The 25,590-nt window shown below is 56.9% G+C and carries 27 protein-coding genes and 1 pseudogene; 18 read left to right on the top strand and 10 right to left on the bottom strand.

Features of this window, described 5'->3' with window-relative positions; translation table 11 throughout:
• Nucleotides 1-12 precede the first annotated feature (12 nt).
• Nucleotides 13-417, bottom strand: coding sequence for a hypothetical protein (locus HB779_RS03830; RefSeq protein WP_188344482.1), 405 nt, complete (start codon nucleotides 415-417; stop codon nucleotides 13-15).
• Nucleotides 418-610: 193 nt separating this feature from the next.
• Between HB779_RS03830 and HB779_RS03825 the strand changes: the two genes are divergently transcribed.
• The 6 genes from HB779_RS03825 to HB779_RS03800 all read left to right on the top strand — a co-directional run bounded on the left by HB779_RS03825 (nucleotide 611) and on the right by HB779_RS03800 (nucleotide 5,738).
• Nucleotides 611-1,084, top strand: coding sequence for a GNAT family N-acetyltransferase (locus tag HB779_RS03825; RefSeq protein WP_188344481.1), 474 nt, complete (start codon nucleotides 611-613; stop codon nucleotides 1,082-1,084).
• A 380-nt stretch (nucleotides 1,085-1,464) separates the two neighbouring features.
• Complete coding sequence (gene sdhC / locus HB779_RS03820) at nucleotides 1,465-1,863, top strand: succinate dehydrogenase, cytochrome b556 subunit (RefSeq protein ID WP_188344480.1); 399 nt, start codon at nucleotides 1,465-1,467, stop codon at nucleotides 1,861-1,863.
• Nucleotides 1,864-1,876: 13 nt separating this feature from the next.
• Nucleotides 1,877-2,260 (top strand): succinate dehydrogenase, hydrophobic membrane anchor protein, encoded by a 384-nt coding sequence (gene sdhD / locus HB779_RS03815; RefSeq protein WP_188344479.1) that lies wholly within the window; start codon nucleotides 1,877-1,879, stop codon nucleotides 2,258-2,260.
• Between the two features lie 2 nt (nucleotides 2,261-2,262).
• Nucleotides 2,263-4,110: a succinate dehydrogenase flavoprotein subunit gene (sdhA, locus tag HB779_RS03810; RefSeq protein ID WP_188344478.1), complete on the top strand. Its 1,848-nt coding sequence runs from the start codon at nucleotides 2,263-2,265 to the stop codon at nucleotides 4,108-4,110.
• Nucleotides 4,111-4,124: 14 nt separating this feature from the next.
• The gene (locus tag HB779_RS03805; protein WP_188344477.1) at nucleotides 4,125-4,904 is read left to right on the top strand and encodes a succinate dehydrogenase iron-sulfur subunit; all 780 of its coding nucleotides are present in this window, start codon (nucleotides 4,125-4,127) and stop codon (nucleotides 4,902-4,904) included.
• A gap of 9 nt (nucleotides 4,905-4,913) precedes the next feature.
• A complete protein-coding gene (locus HB779_RS03800) occupies nucleotides 4,914-5,738 on the top strand; it encodes a DNA polymerase beta superfamily protein (RefSeq protein ID WP_188344476.1) in 825 nt (274 codons plus the stop codon).
• A gap of 48 nt (nucleotides 5,739-5,786) precedes the next feature.
• On the opposite strand, the gene HB779_RS03795 is transcribed toward HB779_RS03800, so the two are convergent.
• Nucleotides 5,787-6,224 (bottom strand): OsmC family protein, encoded by a 438-nt coding sequence (locus HB779_RS03795; RefSeq protein ID WP_188344475.1) that lies wholly within the window; start codon nucleotides 6,222-6,224, stop codon nucleotides 5,787-5,789.
• A gap of 33 nt (nucleotides 6,225-6,257) precedes the next feature.
• On the opposite strand from HB779_RS03795, the gene HB779_RS03790 reads away from it, so the two are divergent.
• Complete coding sequence (locus tag HB779_RS03790; protein WP_244642459.1) at nucleotides 6,258-6,950, top strand: hypothetical protein; 693 nt, start codon at nucleotides 6,258-6,260, stop codon at nucleotides 6,948-6,950.
• Nucleotides 6,951-6,971: 21 nt separating this feature from the next.
• The gene (locus HB779_RS03785) at nucleotides 6,972-8,009 is read left to right on the top strand and encodes an aldo/keto reductase (protein ID WP_188344474.1); all 1,038 of its coding nucleotides are present in this window, start codon (nucleotides 6,972-6,974) and stop codon (nucleotides 8,007-8,009) included.
• 15 nt (nucleotides 8,010-8,024) lie between these two features.
• Here the strand turns inward: HB779_RS03785 and HB779_RS03780 are convergent, their stop codons facing one another.
• Nucleotides 8,025-9,278: a ubiquinone biosynthesis hydroxylase gene (locus HB779_RS03780; protein ID WP_188344473.1), complete on the bottom strand. Its 1,254-nt coding sequence runs from the start codon at nucleotides 9,276-9,278 to the stop codon at nucleotides 8,025-8,027.
• 122 nt (nucleotides 9,279-9,400) lie between these two features.
• On the opposite strand from HB779_RS03780, the gene tesB reads away from it, so the two are divergent.
• The 6 genes and pseudogenes from tesB (at nucleotide 9,401) to xth (ending at nucleotide 16,969) form a co-directional block, all read left to right on the top strand.
• Complete coding sequence (tesB, locus tag HB779_RS03775) at nucleotides 9,401-10,270, top strand: acyl-CoA thioesterase II (RefSeq protein ID WP_188344472.1); 870 nt, start codon at nucleotides 9,401-9,403, stop codon at nucleotides 10,268-10,270.
• A 254-nt stretch (nucleotides 10,271-10,524) separates the two neighbouring features.
• Nucleotides 10,525-10,863, top strand: coding sequence for a P-II family nitrogen regulator (locus HB779_RS03770; protein ID WP_091879505.1), 339 nt, complete (start codon nucleotides 10,525-10,527; stop codon nucleotides 10,861-10,863).
• Between the two features lie 26 nt (nucleotides 10,864-10,889).
• On the top strand, nucleotides 10,890-12,266 hold the full coding sequence (locus HB779_RS03765) for an ammonium transporter (RefSeq protein ID WP_188344471.1): 1,377 nt from the start codon (nucleotides 10,890-10,892) through the stop codon (nucleotides 12,264-12,266).
• Nucleotides 12,267-12,636: 370 nt separating this feature from the next.
• Nucleotides 12,637-15,161 (top strand): annotated as a pseudogene (locus HB779_RS03760) (DNA translocase FtsK 4TM domain-containing protein); the annotation flags it as partial.
• Nucleotides 15,162-15,370: 209 nt separating this feature from the next.
• Nucleotides 15,371-16,039, top strand: a complete 669-nt coding sequence (locus HB779_RS03755) for an outer membrane lipoprotein carrier protein LolA (RefSeq protein WP_188344470.1) — start codon at nucleotides 15,371-15,373, stop codon at nucleotides 16,037-16,039.
• 123 nt (nucleotides 16,040-16,162) lie between these two features.
• Nucleotides 16,163-16,969 carry an exodeoxyribonuclease III gene (xth, locus tag HB779_RS03750; RefSeq protein WP_188344469.1) on the top strand — a complete coding sequence of 269 codons (807 nt, stop codon included), beginning with the start codon at nucleotides 16,163-16,165 and terminating at the stop codon, nucleotides 16,967-16,969.
• 3 nt (nucleotides 16,970-16,972) lie between these two features.
• Here the strand turns inward: xth and HB779_RS03745 are convergent, their stop codons facing one another.
• Nucleotides 16,973-17,431, bottom strand: a complete 459-nt coding sequence (locus tag HB779_RS03745; RefSeq protein ID WP_188344468.1) for a cyclic nucleotide-binding domain-containing protein — start codon at nucleotides 17,429-17,431, stop codon at nucleotides 16,973-16,975.
• 139 nt (nucleotides 17,432-17,570) lie between these two features.
• Nucleotides 17,571-18,254 (bottom strand): response regulator transcription factor, encoded by a 684-nt coding sequence (locus HB779_RS03740; protein WP_188344467.1) that lies wholly within the window; start codon nucleotides 18,252-18,254, stop codon nucleotides 17,571-17,573.
• A 129-nt stretch (nucleotides 18,255-18,383) separates the two neighbouring features.
• Here HB779_RS03740 and HB779_RS03735 point away from each other — a divergent pair, with 129 nt between their 5' ends.
• Nucleotides 18,384-18,917: a L,D-transpeptidase gene (locus tag HB779_RS03735; protein WP_188344466.1), complete on the top strand. Its 534-nt coding sequence runs from the start codon at nucleotides 18,384-18,386 to the stop codon at nucleotides 18,915-18,917.
• A 1-nt stretch (nucleotide 18,918) separates the two neighbouring features.
• On the opposite strand, the gene HB779_RS03730 is transcribed toward HB779_RS03735, so the two are convergent.
• The 5 genes from HB779_RS03730 to tsaD are packed head-to-tail and all read right to left on the bottom strand — an operon-like array spanning nucleotide 18,919 to nucleotide 22,412.
• Nucleotides 18,919-19,590, bottom strand: a complete 672-nt coding sequence (locus HB779_RS03730; RefSeq protein WP_188344465.1) for a methyltransferase — start codon at nucleotides 19,588-19,590, stop codon at nucleotides 18,919-18,921.
• A gap of 9 nt (nucleotides 19,591-19,599) precedes the next feature.
• Nucleotides 19,600-20,028 (bottom strand): EVE domain-containing protein, encoded by a 429-nt coding sequence (locus tag HB779_RS03725; RefSeq protein WP_188344464.1) that lies wholly within the window; start codon nucleotides 20,026-20,028, stop codon nucleotides 19,600-19,602.
• An 8-nt stretch (nucleotides 20,029-20,036) separates the two neighbouring features.
• A complete protein-coding gene (locus tag HB779_RS03720) occupies nucleotides 20,037-20,327 on the bottom strand; it encodes a YciI-like protein (protein ID WP_188344463.1) in 291 nt (96 codons plus the stop codon).
• 22 nt (nucleotides 20,328-20,349) lie between these two features.
• The gene (locus tag HB779_RS03715) at nucleotides 20,350-21,336 is read right to left on the bottom strand and encodes an NAD(P)H-dependent glycerol-3-phosphate dehydrogenase (protein ID WP_188344462.1); all 987 of its coding nucleotides are present in this window, start codon (nucleotides 21,334-21,336) and stop codon (nucleotides 20,350-20,352) included.
• Nucleotides 21,333-22,412: a tRNA (adenosine(37)-N6)-threonylcarbamoyltransferase complex transferase subunit TsaD gene (gene tsaD, locus HB779_RS03710; RefSeq protein WP_188344461.1), complete on the bottom strand. Its 1,080-nt coding sequence runs from the start codon at nucleotides 22,410-22,412 to the stop codon at nucleotides 21,333-21,335. Before tsaD ends, HB779_RS03715 begins: the two co-directional genes overlap by 4 nt.
• Nucleotides 22,413-22,509: 97 nt before the next feature.
• Between tsaD and hemC the strand changes: the two genes are divergently transcribed.
• The 3 genes from hemC (at nucleotide 22,510) to HB779_RS03695 (ending at nucleotide 25,588) form a co-directional block, all read left to right on the top strand.
• Complete coding sequence (gene hemC / locus HB779_RS03705; protein WP_188344460.1) at nucleotides 22,510-23,439, top strand: hydroxymethylbilane synthase; 930 nt, start codon at nucleotides 22,510-22,512, stop codon at nucleotides 23,437-23,439.
• Nucleotides 23,439-24,164 carry a uroporphyrinogen-III synthase gene (locus tag HB779_RS03700; protein WP_188344459.1) on the top strand — a complete coding sequence of 242 codons (726 nt, stop codon included), beginning with the start codon at nucleotides 23,439-23,441 and terminating at the stop codon, nucleotides 24,162-24,164. The genes hemC and HB779_RS03700 overlap by 1 nt, the downstream gene beginning before the upstream one ends.
• Before the next feature lie 92 nt (nucleotides 24,165-24,256).
• Nucleotides 24,257-25,588, top strand: a complete 1,332-nt coding sequence (locus HB779_RS03695; protein ID WP_188344458.1) for a COG4223 family protein — start codon at nucleotides 24,257-24,259, stop codon at nucleotides 25,586-25,588.
• The last annotated feature ends 2 nt before the right edge of the window (nucleotides 25,589-25,590 follow it).

Here is a 25,590-nt window from a genome sequence, read left to right as displayed (position 1 = left end):
CTGCAAACACACCTATTGGCAGCCGGGAAGGCCGAGAACCGGTATTTCGTTGCGGTTGATGCCATACATATAGCCGCGTCCGCGCACGACGATCGGGCCATCACAGCTTGTATTGGGTGCCGGAATAACCCCGATCACATAGGGATCGCCCGGCGGAGAGATGATGGCTGGTCCCTTGGCCCGCTTGTAGACGGCAACCTTCTTGCGGATTTCGCGGCCGAGGATATCCGATTTGCCAGCCGTGGCGCCGACAAAGATCATCTTGGGACCATTGGGGTCCTGCACAATAATATTGCCATATTCATCGCCATGAGCATCGCGAAGATTGATGTCATAAGCGCCAGCGCTGTGCGCAGATGCAAGAACTGAAAGCCCGCAAAGCAAAAGCGCGGCCGTGTGTTTGCGAAAGGCGAACATGGACAAGCTCCTTTGTTGAACAGGCTGCAACACGCCAAGCATTAACCTATTATTAACGCTTGTCATCCGCCAAAACGCTTTTGAATCGATTTTTGCCAGGTGGTGGCGGTTGACGGGCGCGGCACAATCAACCAATCCTCATGAGAAGCAGGCCAGCGGGAAGCGCTGCCGGAGTGAAAGGGACGATGCGACCATGACGACAAAGACCGCAGACGAACACGCCGTCGACATTTCTCTGCTGCATCTCAATGATGCGCACGAGTTTGCGCCCTTGCTCGCCAGCTACGCGCAAGCGCTGAAGCGCGGTGCACCGCGCCGTCCCGACGACTATTATGCGGAAAACCTGCTGCGTGACCGCGCTGCGGAAATCGCCGGTGCCCGGCTCGACGGCAATCTCGTCGGTTTTGTCATTTTCTACGATCTGCCTGAGCCGGTATCGGGCATGCGTGCTGGTCAGGTCGACCACATCTATGTGCATCATGATCATCGCGGCAAGGGTATCGCCAAGGCGCTGATCGATGTGCTGGCCGACAAGGCGGAAGAGCGCGGCTGGACGAAACTGTCGCTGAATGCGCCGCGCCTGCCGGAAGACGGACGCAAGCTCTATGAACAGATCGCAGCGCCAGCTGACTGGACCAGTTTCATCATCCGTTTCGGCAATCAGTAAAACGGACCAAGCCTTATCCGGATAACGCAACGGACATCCTGAGAACGACTCGTGGTGTTCCGTTCGCGTTTGCACAAACGGGCGTCCCGGCGCTGCAAAAATAGTTAAACAGGACAGACTCACTCACATATTTTTGATCGCCCAAAAACTGCCATCCGGACGCATTTTCCGGCGTTTGTCATGGTTTAAACGATTGAATTTTCTACCGAAACCTTATCTTCTTGCTATTGGTGCCAATTCGCCGCATGAGGGGGGTGAATGGGCCTTTGACGCAGTGCAAAAACGGGACTAAAACCCTTCTAAATTTGCCTCTATCCAGCCTTTCGGCCCTGCCCGTCAATCAAGGTTCAAATGGCGCGGCGCTTATCACTGGGGACGCTATGAGCAAGACAAGTCTGCAATCAAACCGGCCGCTCTCGCCGCATCTGCAAATCTACAAACTCATTCCCACCATGGTCATGTCCATCGTTCACCGCATCACCGGCGGAGCGTTGTATTTCGGCACGCTGCTTGTCGCCTGGTGGCTGATCGCGACGGCGACAAGCGAGGCACAGTTCAACCTCGTCAGCTGGGTACTCGGTTCGTGGATCGGCCTGCTGGTTCTGCTCGGTTATACCTGGGCGCTCATCCATCACATGATCGGCGGTATCCGCCATCTGATCTGGGACACCGGACGTGGCCTTGAAAAGCACACGACCACCAGGATGGCTGTGGCATCGATTTTTATCTCCGTTGCGCTGACGATCCTTATTTGGATTGTCGCGTTCGTGATTTTGTAAAGGAGGCGGGACAATGAGCGATATGCGCACACCGCTGAAGAAGGTTCGCGGGCTAGGTTCTTCCCACGAAGGAACCGAACATTTCTGGCGTCAGCGGCTGACAGCTGTGGCCAACGTGCCGCTCATGCTGTTTTTCATTGGCTTGATCATTTATCTGCATCGCGCCGGTTATGCGGAAACCCGGGCCGCTCTTTCTCACCCGCTGACCTCGCTGGTGCTGTTGATGGTGATCATATCCGGTCTCTATCACATGCGCCTCGGCATGCAGGTCATCATTGAAGATTATGTAACCAGTGAAGGCAGGAAGCTCGCCTGCTTGATGCTCAACACGTTTTTCACCGTCGTGGTGGGTGTTGCCTGCGTCTTTGCGATCATCAAGCTGAGCTTCGGAGGTTAATCTTGGCAACAGCAGACAAGAACGGGACCACCGGTAAAGACGGCAAGGCCTATACTTTTATTGATCACAAATTCGACGTGGTCGTGGTTGGCGCGGGCGGCGCAGGTTTGCGCGCGACGCTCGGAATGGCCGAGCAGGGTTTGAAAACGGCCTGCATCACCAAGGTTTTCCCGACGCGCTCGCATACGGTTGCGGCACAGGGCGGCATCGCTGCCTCGCTCAGCAATATGGGCCCCGATTCCTGGCAGTGGCATATGTATGACACGGTCAAAGGTTCCGATTGGCTTGGCGATACGGACGCGATGGAATATCTGGCGCGTGAAGCCCCGGCTGCGGTGTATGAGCTGGAGCATTACGGCGTACCATTCTCGCGCACGGAAGCCGGCAAGATTTACCAGCGCCCGTTTGGCGGCCATATGATGAACTATGGCGACGGTCCGCCCGTACAGCGCACTTGCGCCGCGGCTGACCGCACCGGCCATGCCATCCTGCACACACTCTACGGCCAGAGCCTGCGCCACAATGCGCAGTTCTTCATCGAATATTTCGCGCTGGATCTTATTCAGGACCCGGACGGCACGATAACAGGTGTTGTCGCGTGGAATCTTGATGACGGTACGATCCACCGCTTTGCCGCCAAGATGGTGGTTCTGGCCACCGGCGGCTACGGCCGCTCCTACTTCTCGGCTACCTCTGCCCATACCTGCACCGGTGATGGCGGCGGCATGGTGGCACGCGCTGGCCTGCCATTGCAGGATATGGAATTCGTTCAGTTTCACCCGACCGGCATTTATGGCGCGGGCTGCCTGATCACTGAAGGCGCACGCGGCGAAGGCGGCTATCTCGTCAATTCCGAAGGCGAGCGCTTTATGGAGCGCTATGCGCCGTCCGCCAAGGATCTGGCGTCGCGCGATGTGGTTTCACGCTGCATGACGCTGGAAATTCGCGAAGGCCGCGGTGTTGGCAAGAACAAGGATCATATCTTCCTACATCTTGACCATCTCGATCCGGCTGTTCTGCATGAACGTCTGCCCGGCATTTCCGAATCGGCGAAGATTTTCGCCGGTGTCGATCTGACCAAGGAACCGATCCCGGTTCTGCCGACGGTGCACTACAATATGGGTGGCATTCCTACCAATTATTGGGGTGAAGCGCTCAACCCGACCAAGGACAATCCGGACCGCATCCAGCCAGGTCTGATGGCCGTGGGCGAAGCGGGCTGCGCTTCGGTGCATGGCGCTAACCGTCTCGGTTCAAACTCGCTGATCGATCTCGTGGTCTTCGGCCGTGCTGCCGCGATCCGCGCCGGTGAGGTGATCGACCGTAATGCCAAGATCCCGGCGATCAATGAAGCTTCCGTCGACAAAATCATGGAACGCTTTGACCGTCTGCGCCATGCGAACGGCGGTACACCGACCGCTGTGCTGCGTGAAAAGATGCAGAAGACCATGCAGGAAGATGCTGCGGTGTTCCGCACGTCGGACTCGTTGAAATCCGGTGTCGAACGCATGGAGAAAATCTGGAGCGAGCTGCCTGACATCAAGGTCACCGACCGTTCGATGATCTGGAACTCCGATCTGGTGGAAACGCTGGAACTGGAAAACCTGATGGCCAATGCTCTGACAACGGTTGTTGCTGCTGAAGCACGCAAGGAAAGCCGCGGCGCCCATGCGCATGAGGACTTCCCCAAGCGTGATGACGCCAATTGGCGCAAGCACAGCCTCGCCTGGCTGACGCCTGAGGGCAAGGTTTCGCTCGATTACCGTCCCGTTCACCTCGACCCGCTGGTCAAGGAAGAGGATGGTGGCATCAGCCTCGCCAAGATCGCGCCGAAAGCGCGTGTGTACTAAGGGATCAGAGCATTATGGTTGAACTTGCACTTCCCAAGAACTCAAAGATGCGCCCGGGCAAGACCTGGGAGCGGCCGCAGGGCGCCAACAATCTGCGCGAATACCGGATTTACCGCTGGTCGCCGGATGATGGCGAGAACCCGCGCATCGATACCTATTATGTTGATCTCGACGATTGCGGGCCGATGGTCCTCGACGGCCTTTTATGGATCAAGAACAAGATCGATCCGACGCTGACGCTGCGCCGCTCCTGCCGCGAAGGCATTTGCGGTTCCTGCGCGATGAACATTGACGGGACCAACACACTCGCCTGCACCAAGGGCATGGATGAGATCAAGGGCGCGGTCAAAATCTATCCGCTGCCACATCTTCCCGTGGTTAAGGACCTGGTCCCGGATCTGTCTAACTTCTACGCCCAGCACCGTTCGATCGAGCCATGGCTCAAGACCGTGTCGCCGGAACCGGCCAAGGAATGGCTGCAGAGCCATGACGACCGTGCCAAGCTCGATGGTCTGTACGAGTGTATCCTGTGCGCCTGCTGCTCGACATCCTGCCCGAGTTACTGGTGGAATGGCGACCGCTATCTCGGACCAGCTGTGCTGCTGCAGGCCTATCGCTGGCTGATCGACAGCCGCGATGAGGCAACGGGTGAACGTCTGGACAATCTGGAAGATCCGTTCCGGCTCTACCGCTGCCACACAATCATGAACTGCGCACAGACCTGCCCGAAGGGATTGAACCCTGCCAAGGCGATCGCCGAAATCAAGAAGATGATGATCGAACGCCGGGTCTAATGGTTGCGGATGACAGCATTGCCTTCGGATTTTTCGGCCGATGCCGTAGCTGAAATACGCAAGCGTCTCGACGAGGTCGAACGCTCGGGTGTTTTGATCGCTTTTGCCATAGAAAGCGGAAGCCGTGCTTGGGGGTTTCCCTCGCCTGACAGCGACTACGATTGCAGATTCATCTATATCAGACCGGTGGCAGACCATCTGCGGCTTGAAGCCGTGCGCGACGTCATTGAGTTTCCCATCGTGGGCGACATTGATACGGGTGGTTGGGATCTGAAGAAAGCACTGCATCTGGCTCTCGGCGGCAATGCAGTTGTTGTCGAGTGGGCAAAATCTCCCATTACGTATCAGGAGGACTCACGCTTTCGGCAGCGCTTGCTGGCGCTGCTGGACGAAATTGTCGAGCCTCGAAAAGTGTCGCGCCACTATCTGGGACTCGCCCGCTCTCATTTGACGCGGGTTGGCCGATTGAATGCAGAGGTGAAGCTGAAGAAGCTTTTTTATTTGATCCGTCCGATTGTGGCTCTGGACTGGATGGAACAACATGAGTTCCAAAACTTACCGCCCATGAATTTGCTGGAATGCCTTTCCGGACTTCGGCTGGACGATGGGGCGAAGCGCGACATCCTTCAATTGATCGACAAGAAGAAGGAGACGCGCGAAATGGGCGAGGGAAACGTGCCAGCCGCGCTCAAGTTTTACCTTGAATCCCGGTATGGCCATCATGAAATGAACCTGCCGCCCCTTGATGACAAAGCCGCTGAACGGGTGTCCGGCCGCTTTGAGCGTGCCCAGGCTTTTTATCGGCAAGAAGTAGAAAGGTTCTCATCGCGTTAGCAAAACGGGCGCCATGAGCGCCCGTTTTCATGTTTATGGATTTTTGGCTCAGGCCAGCTTGGCATCCAGTGTTACCTGAATGGCACCGAGCGCCTTGGACAGCGGGCAGGAAGCCTTGGCTTGCTCGGCCAGCTTGGCAAAGGTTTCGGCATCAATGCCCGGTACATTGCCGACCAATGTGATAGCGCTTTTGGTGATCTCGAAACCACCGCCTGCCGCCGGGTTGATGCTCACGGCTGCCTTGGCATCCAGCTTCTCGGCTGGCGTGCCGTTTTCAGCGAGAAAATGCGAAAGCTGCATGGCAAAGCAACCGGCATGGGCCGCTGCCAACAGCTCTTCGGGATTGGTGCCGGAAGTGCCGCTCGCATCCTCGAAACGTGCCTTGAAATTATAGGGAAGGCCCTTCAGTGCGCCGCTTTGCGTATCCAGCGTGCCGGCTCCGTCCTTCAAGGCGCCTTTCCAGATTGCCGTTGCTTGTCTATCCATCGTCTTATCTCCCTTTATTGTCAGTATCCGCCATTGTCACATGTCGATAACGCAAGGACGTTACAGCAGTTCCGTATCATAGGGATGGCAGAGGAATTTACCAGAATTGATGAGACCGTACGGGTATTTGGCTCTTTCCGGATGCGGGACTTTTCATTAAGCAGTTTTATTGGGGTGAAGCTGGGGATAACGAATATGCACATTGTACTTGCCTTCATTGGACTTCTGGGCGCCGGTTTGTTCTGGTGGTACCGCCTCAAGATGCTGGGCGATGCGGCCAGCGATGTCGTGGATGGTGTCGGCCGTGCCCGCGGCTATTTTCGCAGGCAAAAGATCCGCAAGCAAAACGAGCATTCGCCGTTGACGGCGATCAGCGATCCGGTGCTTGCCGCCGCAACAGTTATCTATGCCATTATTTCTGAAGACGTTCCGCATTCGGATAGCCATGTGGAGGCTGTGCGTTCAGTGATCGCCGATATCAGTGATGCCGCCAAGGCCGAAGAAGCCGTCATTTACGCCAAATGGGCTACGAACCAGATCGGCGATGTTATGATTGTGATCAACAAAACGTCACCATTGTTGCGTCAGCAGCTAAACGATGTGGAAAAGCAGGAATTGGTTGCTATGGTGGGCGAGGCCGCTGCCGCCGTGCAAATCTCCCCGCAATACGGCCAGCGTGTCCGAAAGCTGAAGCAGAAGCTCGGCCTCGAAATCGACCGCTCTTGAATTGAAAACAGGAAATTCCCCGTGAAACTGAAAAAGCTTGGCCGGACGGATATTGACGTCACGGAAATTTGCCTCGGCACTATGACCTGGGGTGTACAGAACACTGAAGCGGACGCGCATGCGCAGCTCGACCATGCGCTCGAATCCGGTATCAACTTTATGGATACGGCGGAGATTTACGCCGTTCCGCCAACACCAGAGACCTACGGCAAGACCGAAACCTATATTGGTACCTGGTTCAAGAAGACCGGCAAGCGCGACAAATACGTGCTGGCGTCAAAAGTTGCCGGCGGCGGGCGTAACAGCTGGATTCGCGGCGGCAGCCTCTTGAGCAGGACGACGATCGCAGAAGCAGTTGAGGGCAGTCTCAAGCGCCTGCAGACAGATTATATCGATCTTTATCAGGTACATTGGCCGGTGCGCGGGCATTATCATTTCGGCAATGGCTGGGATTATGCGCCGCATCAGCAGAACCGCAGCGAAGTGGTCGAGCAGATCGGTGAAGCCCTTGCCGGACTTGGTGACATGGTAAAGGCGGGTAAAATCCGCCATATCGGGCTTTCCAACGAAACCACGTGGGGCATTGCACAATGGTTGAAGCTTGCGGAACGCAGTGATCTGCCGCGCGTCGTTTCGGTGCAGAACGAATATAGCCTTTTGCAGCGCGCATTCGATCTTGATCTGGCTGAACTCAGCCATCATGAGGATGTCGGGCTGCTTGCCTATTCATCACTGGCTTCAGGCGTGCTGACGGGCAAATATCTCGATGGCAAGGTGCCTGCGGGAACGCGTGGAGCGCTGCAGGATCTGTGGCGCAACAATGAGCACGGCAATCCGGCCGTTCGTGCCTATATCGAATTGGCGAAGAAGCATGACCTTGATATCGCACAAATGGCGATTGCGTTCACGTTGACGCGGCCGTTCCTAACCTCGGTGATTATCGGTGCGACGACACTGGACCAGCTGAAGACAGATATCGGTGCGGCTGATGTGGTGTTGACGTCTGAAATCCTTGGGGAAATTCAAGCGATTCACCGCACCTATCCTCGTCCGCTTTAAGCGGCGAGGGCTGCTTCAGATCGGCTGACCCTGAAGCAGTTTCGGCGCAGACGTCGATAAACCCGCGGCTTGACGGATGAAAAATCCCTTGAGCCGCGGCATACGCTCCACCAGACCAAGGCCGAAATCACGCAGGGCGCGAACCGGAACATTGTCGTTGGAGAACAGCCGGTTCAGCACATCGGTGGTCACGCCCATCTGCACCGTGTCGAAGCGGCGCCACGTCTGGTAACGCTCAAGCACGGCGATGGACCCGATATCGAGACCAAGTCGATCCGCATCCACGATGGTCTCGGCAATCGCCGCAGCATCCTTGAAGCCAAGGTTAAGGCCCTGTCCGGCAATCGGATGAATGCCATGGGCCGCGTCACCCACCAGAGCAAAGCGCGGCTTGATAAAATCACGGGCGAGCGTCAAACCAAGCGGAAAGGCTTTGCGCGGACCCTCGACCCGCAATTCGCCCAGCTTCAGGCCAAAACGCTGTTCAAGCTCCGCTTCAAAGACAAAATCATCTTCCTTGATCAGGCGCTCGGCATCGGCGGTGCGCTCGGTCCAGACAAGGGATGAACGATTGCCGCTGAGCGGCAGGATAGCAAAAGGACCGGCAGGGAGGAAATGCTCTTCCGCACGGCCATTGTGCGGGCGCTCATGGGCCACCGTGCAGACAATACCGGACTGACCGTATTCCCAATTCACCGTCTTGATGCCAGCCATATCGCGCAAACGCGATTTCACACCGTCGGCGGCGAGCAGCAGTCGGGTGGCGAGACGCTGCTCGTCGCCATAACGGACAGTGAGGTTGGCGTCCCCATTGTCGAAGCCATGCACCGGCGCGCCTTCAAAGAAGGTGATGCCGATCTCTTCGGCTTTCGTGCGCAGCGACGCGTTGAGCACACGGTTTTCCACCATATGGGCAAAAGGTTCACCCGGTTCGATCTCGCCATTGAAGGTAAGATAAACGGGACGCACGGGATCGGAGGTGCGCGAATCGGTGACAGTCATCTCGTTGATGGGCTGGGCTTTCGGCAGAATTGCTTCCCAGCATCCCAGCCGGTCGAGCATCCGGCTGGCAGCTGCTGCAATGGCAGAGGCACGGGTATCATTGCGCCAAACGCCAGCCGGGGCAGCGTCAATCACGGTAACGCCCAGATGCGGCGCCGAAGATTTCAGTGCGACGGCCGTCGCCATACCGACATAACCCGCGCCAGCAATGACGATATCTGTTGTGGCGGGATTGGCGGATGCCTGTTTCCGGTTTCTTTCAGCCATGATTGCCTCCGGGCTCCGTTGTGCCGTTGCGCCCATGTGACGCTTGACTTGTTTGCCTGTTCCTGTTGCAAGCGGATTAAGGCACTATCGTGCCCGCTGTCCGAACAGGAGTTGTGTCCGTCATGTCTGATGCCATGAAAGAGCTTTTGTCCATACTCGACCTTGAGACGCTTGAACACAACCTGTTTCGAGGTCGCAGCCCGCAGGTTGGCTGGCAACGGGTGTTTGGCGGACAGGTCATCGGTCAGGCACTTGTTGCCGCACAACGCACCGTTGACGCGGAGCGGCACGTGCATTCGCTGCACAGCTATTTCATGCGCGCGGGTGATCCCAAAGTTCCGATTATCTACGAGGTGGACCGCATCCGTGACGGCTCAAGCTTCACCACCCGGCGCGTCGTCGCCATCCAGCACGGCCATGCGATTTTCTCGCTCGAAGCTTCGTTCCAGATCGAGGAAAAAGGCCTGGAGCATCAAAAGCCGATACCGCTCGATATTCTGACGCCGGAAAAGCTGATGAGCGACAAGGACCTGAAAGAGCAGTATCTGCAAAATGCACCGGCCAATGTGCGCAAATATTGGGAGCAGGACCGGCCTATCGAGATGAAGCCGCTGTCCCTTACGCATTATTTCACACGGGAGAAGCTGCCGCCGGAGCAGAATGTCTGGATACGGACAACCGGCCCCGTACCGCAGGACCGCGCCTTGCAGGCAGCAGTTCTGGCTTACCTGTCCGATATGACGCTGCTTGATACCTCGCTCTATGCGCATGGCCGCTCGATTTTCGACAAGGATTTGCAGGTTGCCAGCCTTGATCACGCCATGTGGTTTCACAGGCCGTTCAATTTCGACGACTGGCTGCTTTATACGGCAGATAGTCCCAGCGCTGCGGGCGCGCGCGGCTTCAATCGTGGCGCGCTTTATAGCCGTGATGGCACGCTGATCGCATCGACTGCGCAGGAAGGCCTAATTCGTGTGCATCCTTCCGAGTGAAAACCGGCTGCTCGCAAATAAATGCCTAAATATTAGGCATGCTGCCGGGTAATGTGGTGTACGCCATCGAAGTGTTAGAAATATCTCTTTATAATCAATCAATTAGTATTATCTTTCGAGTCTGGCACGGAACTTGAATACTCCTCACCAGTCACCGGGGGCATTTAAAAGCTCAGGGGATGGGTTCAACGCGGGTTGCTGCTGTTCAGGTAATTCCACCTGAAGGGTACCGCGCTAGCGCAGGGGTATAGTCAATGAAAATTGTGATGGCCATCATCAAGCCGTTCAAGCTGGACGAAGTGCGGGAAGCACTTACCGCTGTCGGCATTCAAGGCCTGACCGTCACCGAGGTGAAAGGTTATGGCCGCCAGAAGGGACACACCGAGATTTATCGTGGCGCGGAATACGCCGTCAGCTTTCTTCCCAAACTGAAAGTGGAAGTGGCTGTGGCGTCAGAACTCGTCGACACCGCCGTTGAGGCCATCACTGCGGCTGCCAAAACCGGCCAGATCGGTGACGGAAAGATCTTCGTTCTCAGCATTGATCAGGCTGTTCGTATCCGTACGGGCGAAACTGACACTGATGCGCTTTGAGTCATTTGGGGTTTAAGGAGAAAATAATGAAAATTCCAACCAGTCTGACATCCGCGGTGCGCAGTACCCTTCTGGGGTCACTGGCGCTGACCGCATTCGGTTCGCTGGCCGCGCTTGCTCAGGAAGCTGCGCCTGCTGTAGCGGATGCAGCCGCAGCCGCCGCCCCGACAGTGGACAAGGGCGACACCGCATGGATGATGATTTCCAGCGTGCTGGTGCTGTTCATGATCGTTCCGGGCCTTGCCCTGTTCTATGGCGGTCTCGTGCGCGCCAAGAACGTCCTTTCCGTGCTGATGCAGTGCACCGGCATTGCCGCCGTCGTCATGGTCATCTGGGTGTTCTACGGCTATTCCTTCGCCTTTGGCGGCGGCACCAGCCCCTATTGGGGCGGCCTCGGCAAAGTGTTCCTGTCGGGCGTAACGCCGGCTTCAGTCGCGGCGACCTTTACCAAGGGCGTTGGTATTCCCGAATACGTTTTCATCTGCTTCCAGATGACCTTTGCTGCCATTACGCCGGCCCTGATCATCGGTGCCTTCGCGGAACGCATCAAATTCTCGGCGACAATCCTGTTCGTTATCCTTTGGGTTACATTCGTTTACTTCCCGATCGCTCACATGGTGTGGGATGCTAACGGCCTGATCTTCGGCTGGGGCGCACTTGATTTTGCCGGCGGCACCGTCGTTCACATCAATGCCGGTATTGCCGGTCTGGTCGGCGCTCTTCTCGTTGGCAAGCGCGCAGGTCTTGGACGCGACATGATGGCTCCACACTCCATGCCGTTCACGATGATCGGCGCTGCGATCCTGTGGGTTGGCTGGTTCGGCTTCAACGCCGGTTCGGCACTCGAAGCCAACGGCACAGCAACACTTGCCATGATCAACACATTCACCGCGACTGCCGGTGCGATCATTGCCTGGGTTGGTATTGAAGCGCTTGCCCGCAAGACAGCCTCAATGCTCGGTGCGGCATCCGGTGTGGTTGCCGGTCTGGTCGCCGTTACACCGGCTGCTGGTACAATTGGTCCGGTCGGCGCGATCTTCCTCGGCGCCATCGCCAGCGTCATCTGCTACTATATGGTTGCCGTTGTGAAGCCGAAGCTTGGCTATGACGACAGCCTCGATGTGTTCGGTGTGCATGGTATCGGCGGCATCATCGGCGCTATCGGCACTGGTATCTTCACAAGCACCACGCTTGGCGGCGTCGGTTATGCGGGTGAAGTCACCATGGGCGCACAGGTCATCGTGCAGATCAAGGCCGTGCTCGTCACGCTGGTCTGGAGCGGCGTCGGTTCGTTCATTCTGTTCAAGATCGTCGATGTTGTGGTTGGCCTGCGTCCAACGGCAGAAGCCGAGTCCATCGGTCTCGATCTCACATCACATGGTGAAGCCGCCTACCATAATTAATGGTGCAGCTTTGACAGGAATGAAGGGCCCGGTTTTCCGGGCCCTTTTTCGTTTGAGGGTGCGGATGGTGCTTTGCAAAAATAGTCATGGAGCGTCAACTTGCAGATGGGCCCTACGCTTTTCAGACCGCTATCCGGTTTGACCTCAACGTAATTTCATTCCAGCCCGCCATGGTTAATGCCCCCTTAACCTTCCGCGCCGTAACGTGGGAATCGAATCTGCGGTTATTCACGACCGCCGTGCGTGCGTTTACTTAGGGCGAGATTTCATGCGTCAAGGATATTCAGCCTCCTATGCTGTTGAAGGAAACCGGCACGGTTTGACGACTTTGTTTCGCCGGCAGATCCAGATTGTCTGGGGTCTGGCGCTGTTTTGCTTCGTTGCGTTTGCCATTGGCAGCCTCGCGACATGGAATGTTGTCGATCCAAGTTTCAGCCATGCGACGTCTAACCCCGTGCGCAATGCACTGGGTTATACCGGCGCGGTTTTCTCCGATCTTGGCATGCAATTTTTCGGTCTTTCCATGGTTGTGGCGCTGATGCCTGCGCTGTTCTGGGGCGGCTTGCTTCTGACCGGCCGCGGCGTTGATCGCATCCCGCGCCGGGCGATTGCCTGGTTCTGCGCGTCGCTGATGGCCGCAGCCATTGCCGGTTGTTTTACCATTCCGGCGAGCTGGCCAATGCCAATCGGCCTTGGCGGTGTTTTTGGCGATATGGTTTTGAAAATCCCGGCAATCTTTACTGGCACATTTCCGCGTGGCGGCCTTGCCATGATCGTTGTGGCGATTCTGGCCCTGCCGACACTCTGGGTGTTCGGCTTTGCCAGCGGTTTGACCTATCGCGACAGTGAACCGGCTGTGGCGAAGAAATCGACCCGTCAGGTGACACGGGAAGAGGATTTTGATGACGAAGATGAAGATGACGAGGACAGCGAAGGCGGCAGCTGGCTGGCGCTTGGCGCACTCACTCATTGGTTCCTGAGCATCAAGGCCCTGTTCCGCCGTATTTTCGGGCGCAGTGCGGGCCTCTATAACAGTGCGCGCAGCATGGCTGCCCGCCATAATGACGATAATCTCTTCGATGACGTTCCTGCCCCCCGGCAGAATGGTGCACGGCGTGATCCCGGCTTTTATGACGAGGCGCCGCGCATTAACGCCCCGTCGATTGACATAGGCAATGACGATTTCGGTCCGGAAACCGATGATTACGACCCGATTGCGTTCAGCGAAGAGGATGAGGTAGACGACTGGGCGCCGCAAGCTGCTCCCGCCCGGCCAACAACGGTGCCTGGCGCGCAGGCTCGTGTCGCTATGCCTGCTCCCGCTCCAAAAGCCGGAGCCAGGATACAGCGTGAGGCACAGGCGTCGCTGATCAAATCAAATGCGTTTGAAATGCCGCCGCTGCATTTCCTTGCCGAGCCAAAAATGTCGTGCGCAATCCAAGCCTGTCCAAGGAAGCGCTGGAGCAGAATGCCCGTCTGCTTGAGGGTGTGCTTGAAGATTTCGGTGTGCGCGGCGAAATTATCCACGTGCGGCCCGGTCCTGTTGTGACACTGTACGAGCTTGAACCGGCACCCGGCATCAAATCCTCGCGTGTGATCACGCTGGCGGACGATATTGCCCGCTCAATGAGTGCCATCGCGGCCCGCGTTGCGGTTGTGCCAGGCCGCAATGCCATTGGTATCGAACTGCCCAACCAGACCCGCGAGATGGTTTATCTGCGCGAATTGCTGGCAAGCCGGGATTTCGAACAAACCAAGACCAAGCTGGCGCTGGCGCTCGGCAAAACCATCAATGGCGAACCTGTCATTGCCGATCTTGCCAAGATGCCGCATTTGCTTGTGGCTGGTACCACCGGTTCAGGTAAGTCCGTTGCCATCAATACGATGATCCTGTCGCTGCTCTACCGGATGACACCGGAACAATGCCGCCTGATCATGATCGATCCAAAAATGCTGGAACTGTCGATCTATGACGGTATTCCGCACCTGCTGACGCCCGTTGTGACTGATCCGAAGAAGGCCGTTGTGGCGCTAAAATGGACAGTCAAGGAGATGGAAGACCGCTATCGCAAGATGTCGAAGGTCAGTGTCCGCAACATTGATGGCTTCAACCAGCGCGTTGAGCAGGCGCAGAAGAAGGGCGAGCGAATCGCCCGGACGGTGCAGACCGGCTTTGACCGGGCGACAGGCGAGGCGGTCTATGAGACCGAAGAACTCGATCTGCAGCCCATGCCCTATATCGTCGTGATTATCGACGAAATGGCCGATCTGATGATGGTCGCAGGTAAGGATATTGAAGGTGCGGTGCAGCGCCTGGCGCAGATGGCGCGAGCGGCGGGTATCCATGTGATCATGGCAACGCAGCGTCCGTCGGTGGACGTAATCACCGGTACGATCAAGGCGAACTTCCCGACGCGTATCTCTTTCCAGGTAACGTCGAAAATCGATTCGCGCACGATTCTGGGTGAGCAGGGCGGCGAGCAGCTGCTCGGGATGGGTGACATGCTCTATATGGCCGGTGGCGGCCGCATTCAGCGCGTGCACGGACCCTTTGTCGGTGACGATGAAGTTGAGAAGATCGTCAACCATCTGAAGATGCAAGGCGTGCCGGAATATCTTGATGCGATCACCGAAGAGGATGATGAGGACGATATGGGCGGTGGTCCCGCCGGAACGTCGAACCTCGAAGATTCGGATGATCCCTACGATCAGGCAGTGGCCGTGGTGCTGCGCGACAAGAAGGCGTCGACCAGTTACATCCAGCGCCGCCTCGGCATCGGCTATAACCGCGCTGCGTCAATCATCGAGCGGATGGAACAGGAGGGCATTGTTGGCCCGGCCAACCATGCGGGCAAACGCGACATTCTCGTGCCGACACAGGATGATGACTTTTAACGCTGTGCCGTAACAAATTTGTGCGCACGTCCTGTAACGGCGGGCATGAATGGCTACATAACGGAACAGAAATCGCGTTACGTAACCCACTTCGAGGTAATGCGTGACGAATTTGAGGAACAAGTTGCGGTTTCCCGCCGTTTCTCGGCCATAGTCAGGTCAAACTGACATGGTATTGGACCAGAGAATAAGACAGGAGACTAAACACCATGACAACGACAAAAGCTTCGTTTCGCACGATTGGCGCCTTTATCAGGACATGTGCTGTGGCTTCCGTAGTTGGAATGGGGCTGCTGGCCGGTACTGCAAGCACATCCGGCGTGGCATTGGCGCAGGCTGCACCAGCCGCCATCAGCGGCGCGCAACAGATCGCCAACCAGTTCTCCAGCGTCAAGACGATGACCGGCGATTTCGTTCAGTTCGGACCACGCGGTGAACAGACCGAAGGCACGTTCTATATCGAGCGGCCAGGCAAGATTCGTTTCACCTACAACAAGCCATCACCCATTCGTGTGATTTCGGATGGTGAATCGGTCGTCATCAACAACCGCAAACTGGACACCTGGGATCTTTACCCGCTGTCGAAGACGCCCTTGAAGCTGCTCCTGGCCGACCAGATTGATCTCACCGGTGACCGGGTCAAATCGGTGAAGGAAGATCCTGATATGACGACGATCGTACTTGGCGACAAATCGGTCTTTGGCAATTCGACCATCACTATGATGTTCGATCCAAAGTCCTACGAGTTGCGCCAGTGGACGATCACCGATGCGCAGGGCCTTGATACGACAGTGATGATCACCAATGTGCGCAAGGATGTGAAGTTCGCCAAAGACATGTTCACGATCGACTACACACGCATCGCGATGAAGCGCTAACACTGATTTTAGGGCTGCTAGATACACCAATCGCGTGTGGATTAGCGGCCCTTTCGATTTTCAATCATGGCCGAGATCGTCTAGTCTAGCGGTGACTCCCACCCTCCCGCGAGCCCTGATCTCATGCCTTTTTCCGTCGCCACCTGGAACATCAACTCTGTACGTCTGCGGCTTGATCTGGTGCTGCAATTTCTGCGCGATTATCAGCCGGATGTTCTGTGTCTGCAGGAAACCAAATGCCCGGATGATCTGTTTCCGCGCGAAGCCTTTCATATGGCGGGCTACCAGCACATCGAGATCAGCGGCCAGAAGGGCTATCACGGCGTTGCCACGCTATCACGCCGTCCGCTCACCGAGCCAGCGCGTGTTGGCTTCTGCAATATTGCCGATTGCCGGCATCTGAGCACGATTGTCACGGCGGGTTCCAAGCGCCTGCGTATCCACAATTTCTATGTACCGGCCGGAGGCGATGAACCGGACCCGGCAATCAATCCAAAATTTGCCCACAAGCTCGGTTTTCTCGAGGAAATGAAAGCGATGAATGCCGTTTACGGCGATGGCCATGCATCCTTGCTGGTGGGTGATCTGAACATTGCTCCGTTGGAAACCGACGTCTGGTCGCACAAGCAGTTGCTCAAAGTCGTCAGCCATACGCCCATCGAAACGGAAACATTTGAAGCTTTGCGCAAAAATGGCGGCTGGAGCGATCTGATGCGCCATCACATTCCGCCGCACGAAAAGATTTATACGTGGTGGAGCTACCGTTCAGCCGATTGGGTGGCCGCCAACAAAGGCCGCCGTCTCGATCACATCTGGGGGTCACCCGATCTGGAAGATGATCTGACTGATATCACCATCCTGCGCGAAGCGCGTGGCTGGGAGCGGCCATCCGATCATGTGCCGGTTATTGCCCGTTTTAATCTCGATTGAAGATTATTTTCCGTTGAACAGGTGCTCGTATTTGGTGATCGCCTGGATCATCTCGTGCAGGTCTGCAGAAATCTGGGTGTGCAGGGCTGCAGCGATTTCCGGATATTCCTCAAGGATACGCCGGAACAGCGAGCGATTGAGCCGGATGACTTCTGTTTCAGTGTCCGCCATGGCACTGGTCAGGCGCTTGGTCTGGGCAATAATGGCCATTTCGCCAAGGACTGCACCGGGGCCGACGCTTTTCAGCACAATGCGGCCCGACTGGCCTTCACGGAACAAGGAGATCGTTCCGCGATCGATGACATAGGCACAATCGGCGGACTGACCCTCGCGGTAAAGCTCGCGGCCTTCCCTTAAGACGAGACGCTCTGTGCCAAAGGCAAGCAGCCGCAACTGATCGCGGGTAAACGTCCCGAACAGCCCGACTGTCTCCAGAATGCGAATATCATCTTCAATTGCCATGCAAGAACAGACATATACCTAGATTGAACCCGCGCATAACCCCAAAAATCGTCTGTACATTTTGGACAGGGTTATGCGCAAATCAAAAGCCTTACTGCATCCCTTATGCGCCAAAAGGTGCATGGTGCAGTAACCGGCATCAAGGAATGAGTTTGTATCCCCCGCTTTCGGTGACAAGAATGGTCGAATTCGACGGATCGTGCTCGATTTTTTGCCGCAACCGGTAAACGTGCGTTTCCAAGGTGTGGGTTGTTACGCCCGAATTATAACCCCAAACTTCTTCCAGAAGCACATCACGCGTAATCACTTTGCCGCCTGCGCGGTAGAGATATTTGATGATGGCAACTTCTTTTTCGGTCAGCCGAATCTTGCCACCCTTCACGTCGATCAGCATTTTCTGACCGGGCTTGAAGGTGTAAGGTCCAACGACGAAGGTCGCATCCTCGCTCTGTTCATGCTGGCGCAGCTGCGCGCGGATGCGGGCAAGCAGGACAGCGAAGCGGAAGGGTTTGGTGACGTAGTCGTTGGCACCCGATTCGAGGCCGAGGATCGTATCCGAATCAGTGTCATGACCGGTCAACATGATGACGGGTGCTTTGAAACCGCCCTTGCGCAGTAGCTTTATCGCCTCACGTCCATCCATATCAGGCAGGCCGACGTCCATAATCAGGAGATCAACAACGCCATTGCGTGCGGATTGGATACCCTTGGTTGCATTGTCTTCCTCAATGATCTGGAATTCTTCATAGAGGCTCAATTGCTCGACCAGGATGGCGCGGAGGTCAGTATCGTCATCGACGATAAGTATGGTGCGTGCTGTCATAGGGTTTCCCGCCAATGGAAAGAAGTGGTTGGAATTTAAGTCGAATTGTTCCGGAAAGAAAGAGTACCGGCTTGATATTGCTTATGCGGCGCATCAGTCTGACACAAAAATGCTTTTTATGAGGCAAGCATGAGTCGTATAACCCTGAAAATGATCGATGTTCGCCGCAGGCCGGGCCACCGGAGCCAGGGGCAGCTCATCGCCGGGCAAATGGTTCTGCGCTGCGCGCTGGGGAAAGGCGGCATCAGTGCTTTCAAGCGTGAAGGTGATGGCGCAACGCCTTTGGCGCGCATGCGGTTGCTTTACGGGTTCAAACGTCCGGACAAACGGGTGATCGCGCCCACGGCTCTGAGTTTGCAGGCTTTGCGCCGCAACGATGGCTGGTGTGAAGTGGGCAATGACCGAAATTACAACCGCAAGGTGCGTATTCCCTATGGTGCCAGCCATGAGACCATGTGGCGCAAGGATGATCTCTATGATGTGTGTATTGTCATGGACTGGAATATCAAGCCGCGTCGGCGGTCGGGCGGCAGCGCCATTTTCTTTCATCTGGCGCGGCCGGGTTATACGCACACCGAGGGCTGTATTGCATTAAACCGGCGGGATATGGACCGGTTACTGCCGTTTCTTTCATCCAAGACAGTGATCCGTGTATTGCGCTAGGTTAGCGCCGGAACTGCCAGACGGTGGTGCGTTTTACTTCCGAATCCTCAAGAATGCGGGCGACCGGGACCGAGTAAACGGCAAGCTCTTCCAGTAAATTCTTTGGAAAATAGGAGCGTCCGGGGTCGCCGACAATTACGGTGGTGCCGCGTGCGGTCAGAGCGGTAAACCACGGGATGATTCGATCCGCCAGCGGCTTATCGTAAAAAACATCACCGGCGAGGACAATGTCCCAGCCCGCATCGCTGCCGATCAAGTCATCAATCAGGGTATCGACATTGACATTGTTTGCTTTGGCATTGAGCGCAATGGCCGGTCGCGCAAATGGATCAATGTCGCAGGACACAACGTTTGCGGCACCCGCCATCGCTGCTGCGATGCCGACAAGACCCGAACCGGAGGCAAAATCGAGAACAGTCTTGTTCATTACAGTTTCAGAATGATCCAGTATGTAACGCGCAACACCCTGCCCACCGGCCCAGGCAAACGCCCAGAAGGGCGGCGGCAGGCCGATGGTCGCGAGTTCCTCTTCCGTGCGGTGCCAGAGATCATGCGCTTCGTCGGCAAGATAAAGCTTTATCTCGGGCACATGCGGCGGTGCTTGCAGCGATGTGTTGGCCAGAACGAAGCTCTGATAGCGCTCACTGCCCGGATCAAGCGCCTGGTCATCCATGTCAGGCTTTCATTCAGGTGCCGGAACAAGTCCGCCCATGCGGCAGACTTCTTTCCATTCGTCCGGGGTGACCGGCTGCACGGAAAGCCGCATGGAGGTAACCAGCGCCATTTTCTCCAGCTTTGGATTGGCCTTCACGTCCTTGAGCGTCACGGGTTTGGGCACATCCTGCACGGCGCGGATATCCACGCATTCCCAGCGCAGATCGTCGGTGGTTGAATCGTGGTGCACCAAAGCACAGATCTCGACGATCCCCACAACTTCCAGACCTTCATTGGAATGGTAGAAGAAACCCTTGTCGCCGATCTGCATGGCCCGCATATTGTTGCGGGCGAGATAATTGCGCACGCCGGTCCACTCGGTGCCCTTGGCACCAGCTTCCTTTTGCTTTGTCCAGGACCATGCGTCGGGTTCAGATTTGAAAAGCCAGAATGCCATTTTCGACCCTATTTATTATCCGGATTTTTGATAGCCCAGTTCCACGGGCGGATGTCAACCGAGGCAAACAGACCAGCCTTCGCGTAAGGATCACCCGCAGCAATCGCCTGCGCACCGGCAAGATCGGCCGCTTCGATCACAACAAGACTCCCATTGGGCTTTGCGTCCTCGCCAAGAAAAGGACCAGCAAATTTCAGGCTATCGCCAAGGCTGTTCAGGTAGTCCAGATGCGCGGTGCGCGTATCAAGGCGAACCTGCAGGTGGCCGGGCTTGTCGTTGCAAAGTAGAGCATAAAGCATTCAGTTTCTCCGGTGCGGACAATTAATCTTCGTTTTTCAGCGGCCGCGCAAGCAGGGCTTCCATCGCCTCGTCAATGGTGATGCTGCGATCAAGAATACGGGCCACAGCCTCGATGATCGGGGCCTCAAGATTGTTGCGGGCAATGAGTTCGGCGGCAATGGCTGCTGTTGCCACCCCCTCGGCCAATGGTCTGCCGGTCAAGTCCTCACCCCGGCCTAGTGCCAGCCCGTAGGCATAGTTGCGCGATTGCGAGGTTGAGCAGGAAAGCATCAGATCACCCAGGCCGGACAGGCCCATGATCGTTTCCGGCCTTGCGCCCAGTGCCTGGCCGATACGGCGCAGTTCGACAAAGCCGCGCGTCACCAAAGCGGCCTGTGCGCTGGCGCCAAACCCCCGGCCGATGGCAGCACCTGCGGCAATAGCCAGCACATTCTTCAAAGAGCCACCAATCTCGACGCCAATAATATCATCGGTGGAATAGCAGCGGAATTTCGGGCTCGAGAGTGCCAGAGCGATACGGTCGGCCAAATTTTGAGTTTCCGCAGCGATCGTCACCGCCGTCGGCAAGCCCTTAGCAACGTCGGTGGCAAAGCTCGGGCCGGACAGGGCGGCAAGCGTCTGGCCGGGGATGATTTCCTTGACAAGATCGGACATCAGCAGTCCGCGTTTGCGGTCAATGCCCTTGGCGCAGATGATCAGTGGAACCGAGACCGGAATGAAGGCTCGCAATTCTTCAAGCGCGTCGGCCATGGCTTGCGCCGGAATGACACAGAGAATGAAATCGGCGTCCTCAAGCGCGTACCGCGCATCGGTGCTGGCACTCAGCGCTGGGTCGAGGTCAATACCGGGAAGATAGGCATCATTGCGATGGTGCACATTGATGGCATTGACGGTGGCGATATCACGGGCATAGAGGCGTACGCGATTGCCGGCTCGGGCGGCCATGCAGCCAAGGGCGGTACCCCACGCGCCGCCGCCGAGCACGGCGATGTTGTGTCCGGCGCTCATGCCTTGGCTCCTCTGCGACCCGCACCAATCAGCGGGGCAGATTGCATATCCAAAGGCCAGCGCGAACGCGGCGCAATATCGAGCGAATCGGCAGTCGTTTCATTAGCCCGTTCCGCACCGGCCCAGGCGATCATGGCAGCATTGTCGGTGCACAGCGCCATCGGCGGCGCGATAAAGCGAAAGCCGTTGACGGCGCACAGGCGCTGCAACCCGGCACGCAGTACCTTGTTGGCGGCGACGCCACCCGCCACAACCAGCGCCGGCTCCTTCACATCGGGAAATGTCGAGCGGAAGCGCGCCAGTGAGCGCGCCACACGATCATCCAGCGTATCGGCGACGGCGGTTTGGAAGGCGGCGCAGATATCATTCACATCGGTCTGCGACAGCGGTTCCAGCGTGGTTGCCAGCTGGCGCACGGCAGTTTTCAAACCAGAGAAGGAGAAATCCAGCCTTTCCTCACCCTTGAGCGGCCGTGGCAGGGTGAAGCGGCTGGCATCGCCTGACAAAGCCGCCTTCTCCACTTCCGGACCGCCGGGATAGGGCAGGCCGAGCAGTTTCGCGGTCTTGTCAAAAGCTTCACCCAGCGCATCGTCTATGGTGGTACCCAGGCGTTCATAATTGCCCAGACCTTTGACCAGAACCATCTGGGTATGGCCGCCGGAAACCAGCAGCAGCAGATAGGGGAAATCGATCTGGTCGGTTAAACGCGGCGTCAGCGCGTGGCCTTCGAGATGGTTGATGGCGTAAAACGGCTTGTGGGCCGCCATGGCTATGGCCTTGCCGGTCATCAGGCCGACAATCAGTCCGCCAATGAGACCGGGACCGGCTGTCGCCGCCACCGCGTCGACCTCTTCCAGCGTCATATGTGCCTCGTGCAGGGCCTGACTGATGAGGCGGTCGAGCACTTCCACATGTGCCCGGGCGGCAATTTCCGGTACCACGCCGCCATAGGGGGCATGATCGGCGATCTGACTCAGAACAACGTTGGACAGGATACGGCCATGACCATCGCTGTCCCGCTCGACAACGGCAGCGGCTGTCTCATCGCAGCTTGTTTCTATACCCAAAACCCGCATCGGTGACCCTGACATCCTTCGCCGCATTGCCCGTTGCACAAAAGCCCGTTAGGTAGGGCCCGAATAATTCAAACTCGCGTAACATGGACTGCGACGAATGCAAACAAAAACGCTCAAGATCGGTACACGTGGGAGTGCACTTGCGCTCGTACAAGCCCGTGAAACGCGTGAGCGGCTGGTAAAAGCCCATGGCCTGCGCGAAGAAGATATCGAGATTGTCGTAATTTCCACCAGCGGCGACCGGATTCAAGACCGGCCATTGTCCGAAGTCGGCGGCAAAGGCCTGTTCACGCTGGAAATTGAAGAGCAGCTTTCGGACGGCCGCATCGATCTGGCGGTGCATTCGACCAAGGATATGCCAACTTTTCTTCCCGAAGGTCTGCACCTCTCGGTATTTCTGGAACGCGAAGACCCGCGCGATGCTTTCATCGGCCGCAACGTCAAGACATTGCTGGAATTGCCGCATGGCGCTGTTGTGGGGTCGTCATCCCTGCGGCGGCAGGCGCTCATCCTGCGGGCAAGGCCTGATTTCAAGGTTGTAAATTTCCGCGGCAATGTGGACACGCGCCTGCGGAAACTGGCTGATGGCGAGGTGGACGCAACGTTTCTCGCCTATGCCGGGCTGCGCCGTCTCGGGCTCGGCGATGCCGCGACCGAGCTGATGGATGTCAAAACATTCCCGCCCGCACCTGGGCAGGGGGCAATTACGCTGGAAACCCGTATTGGCGATGACCGGATCGATACGCTGATTGCGCCGCTCGATCATTTCGAGACATCGACTGCGCTCGCTTGTGAACGCGCATTCCTTGGTACGCTGGATGGTTCCTGCCGCACGCCGATTTCCGGGCTGGCCACAGTGTCAGACGGGATGGTCAGGTTTCATGGTATGATCCTGTTACCCGATGGCACTGAAGCGCATGAGGTGACGGGCGAAGGTCCGGTTGCTGACGCCGCCGGCATCGGTCATGATGCGGCTCAACGCGTGCGGGCAAAGGCCGGGGCGCATTTCTTTACGGATTGGCTCTGATGGACAAAACGGTTCTGGTCACACGGCCTCTGCCTGCTGCGACCCGAACCGCCGACCGATTGCGCGGTCATGGCTTTATACCGCTGGTTCTGCCACTGACCGAAATCGTTCCGTTAAATCCTGTAGCACCCGAGACTGCTTTTACCGCAGTGGCAGCTACGAGCGCCAATGCCTTGCGGCACGCGCCGAAAGATTTGCTGGCGCCATTTCTTGGCTTGCCGTGTTTTACCGTGGGTGATGCCACGGCGGACGCCGCGCGCGCCTGCGGTTTTGATACAGTGACAACCGGTGATGGCGATGGCACTGCTCTCGGAGATACAATTGTTGAAGAACTCTGTGCCGGAGCATCGCTGCTTTATCTGACTGGCCGCGTCAGGTCGCCGGGATTTGAGCGCGCTCTGGGACAAGCCGGCTTCGCAGTTTCGCCATTGATGATCTACGATACAATTTCAGTCAGTTATACAACTGACCATTTGATGAAATTGCTTGGCTCAAGGCCTGTTGATGTGTGTCTGTTGTATTCGCGCCTTAGCGCCGAGGTTTTTTCTACCCTACTCAAGTCTGCCGATTTGACGCATCACTTTGATAAAACAGAATTTTTATGTCTATCACCGCGCATCGCCGAAAGCCTTTCTCGATCGAAGAATCCCGTCATTCACATTGCCGCCAGACCGGATGAAGATGCGCTGTTTGATCTACTGGACAGAATGCCGGGTCGGCGCTGATGCAGATTCGTCGCATTGCAGCGTTTGCCTGATGGAACTTCCCTGCTACCTTTAGGTTTCAGTCAAACCAAATTGTTCTGAAGAGAGTGTTCATGGCCAAATCATCCGTTCCCCGTCATTCCAAACCAGCCCGCAAGCCTGTGACGATCGAACTGGAGCCAACGGATATTGTCAAAGACGCACCGGCAAACAAACCTGTTCCGCAGCCCGAACCGGTCGGATTTGAGCCTGCGGCGGAGGCCAAACAAGAAGCGCCCAAAAGTGAGCCCGCAAAAGTAGCGTCCGCTGGTGGTTCGGCAAAGCCCGTATCGGAAAGTGTACCTGAACAGACCACGTCGTTTGGCCGGTCTTCCCCCTCGAGCGAACAACCCAAATCATCAGCAAATGCAACGGCGGCTCCAAAAGTGGCTGATCCGCTGGGGCGCCTGACATCCGGCGTGATTGGCGGCATCGTCGCACTGCTGGGGGCTGCGGCACTGCAATGGGCCGGTATCTTGCCCTCGCCCAAAACCGACCTTTCGGGCCTTGAGCAGCAGATTGCAGATTTGCGCAAGGCCGCGCCTGCAAAAGCTGCGCTGGATGAAGGCGCACAGGTGGCTCTCAATGGTGCGGTTGAAAATGCCGAGCAAGCACTTGGGCAAGTCTCAAGTCTTGCCAATGAATTGAACGGATTGAAGCAGTCTGTTGCGGATGCGCAAGCCAAAGCCGCGACGACGGGCGGGTCAATCGACACCAGCGCGATAGATGCGCGGATCGCGGCGCTTGAAACACAGCTGAACACCAGCCAGCAGAAGGTCGAGCAGGCCGCGGGCGCCTTGGCCAGTGAAACACAGGCTTCTGCTGCCTTGCAGACGCGTCTTGATGCGCTCGAAACCAAGGTTCAGGACAATGCGGGCCAAAATAACATGGCGCTCGCCATTGCCGCCACGGGCCTCAAGGCTGCGATTGATCGGGGCGGTCCCTTTGGTGCTGAGCTTGACACCTATCTGGCCGTGGCGCCTGCCTCAGCCGATGCGGAGGCGCTGCGTGTTGCTGCCTCGGCTGGCATTCCAACTGTAAGTATGCTGGCGAGCCAGTTTACCGGTGTCGCCACAAAGATCATTGCCACAACGCGGACGGTTGATCCCAATGCCGGTATTCTCGACCGGTTGTGGTCCAGTGCCGAAGGTCTCGTGGAATCGCGGCCCGTCGGGCTGGTGGAAGGCGAAGGTGTTGATGCAATCACTGCACGCATCGAAGCGCATCTCAATGCGGGCGAACTCGGAGCTGCGATTGCCGAGTGGGACAAACTCCCGGAGAACGCCAAAGTGGTTTCGACGGATTTTGCCGATGCTATGCGCGCCCGTCAGAAGGCAGGTGATGTGGTCGCCAAAGCATTGTCCAGCGCGTTGACCGGTGTCAAAACACCGGCTGCGGCGCAATAAGG

The sequence above is a fragment of the Phyllobacterium sp. 628 genome, assembly GCF_014189505.1.
Classification (GTDB): domain Bacteria; phylum Pseudomonadota; class Alphaproteobacteria; order Rhizobiales; family Rhizobiaceae; genus Phyllobacterium.
The sequence above is the reverse complement of the archived record's forward strand: the minus strand, read 5'-3'. Positions and strand labels throughout refer to the sequence as shown.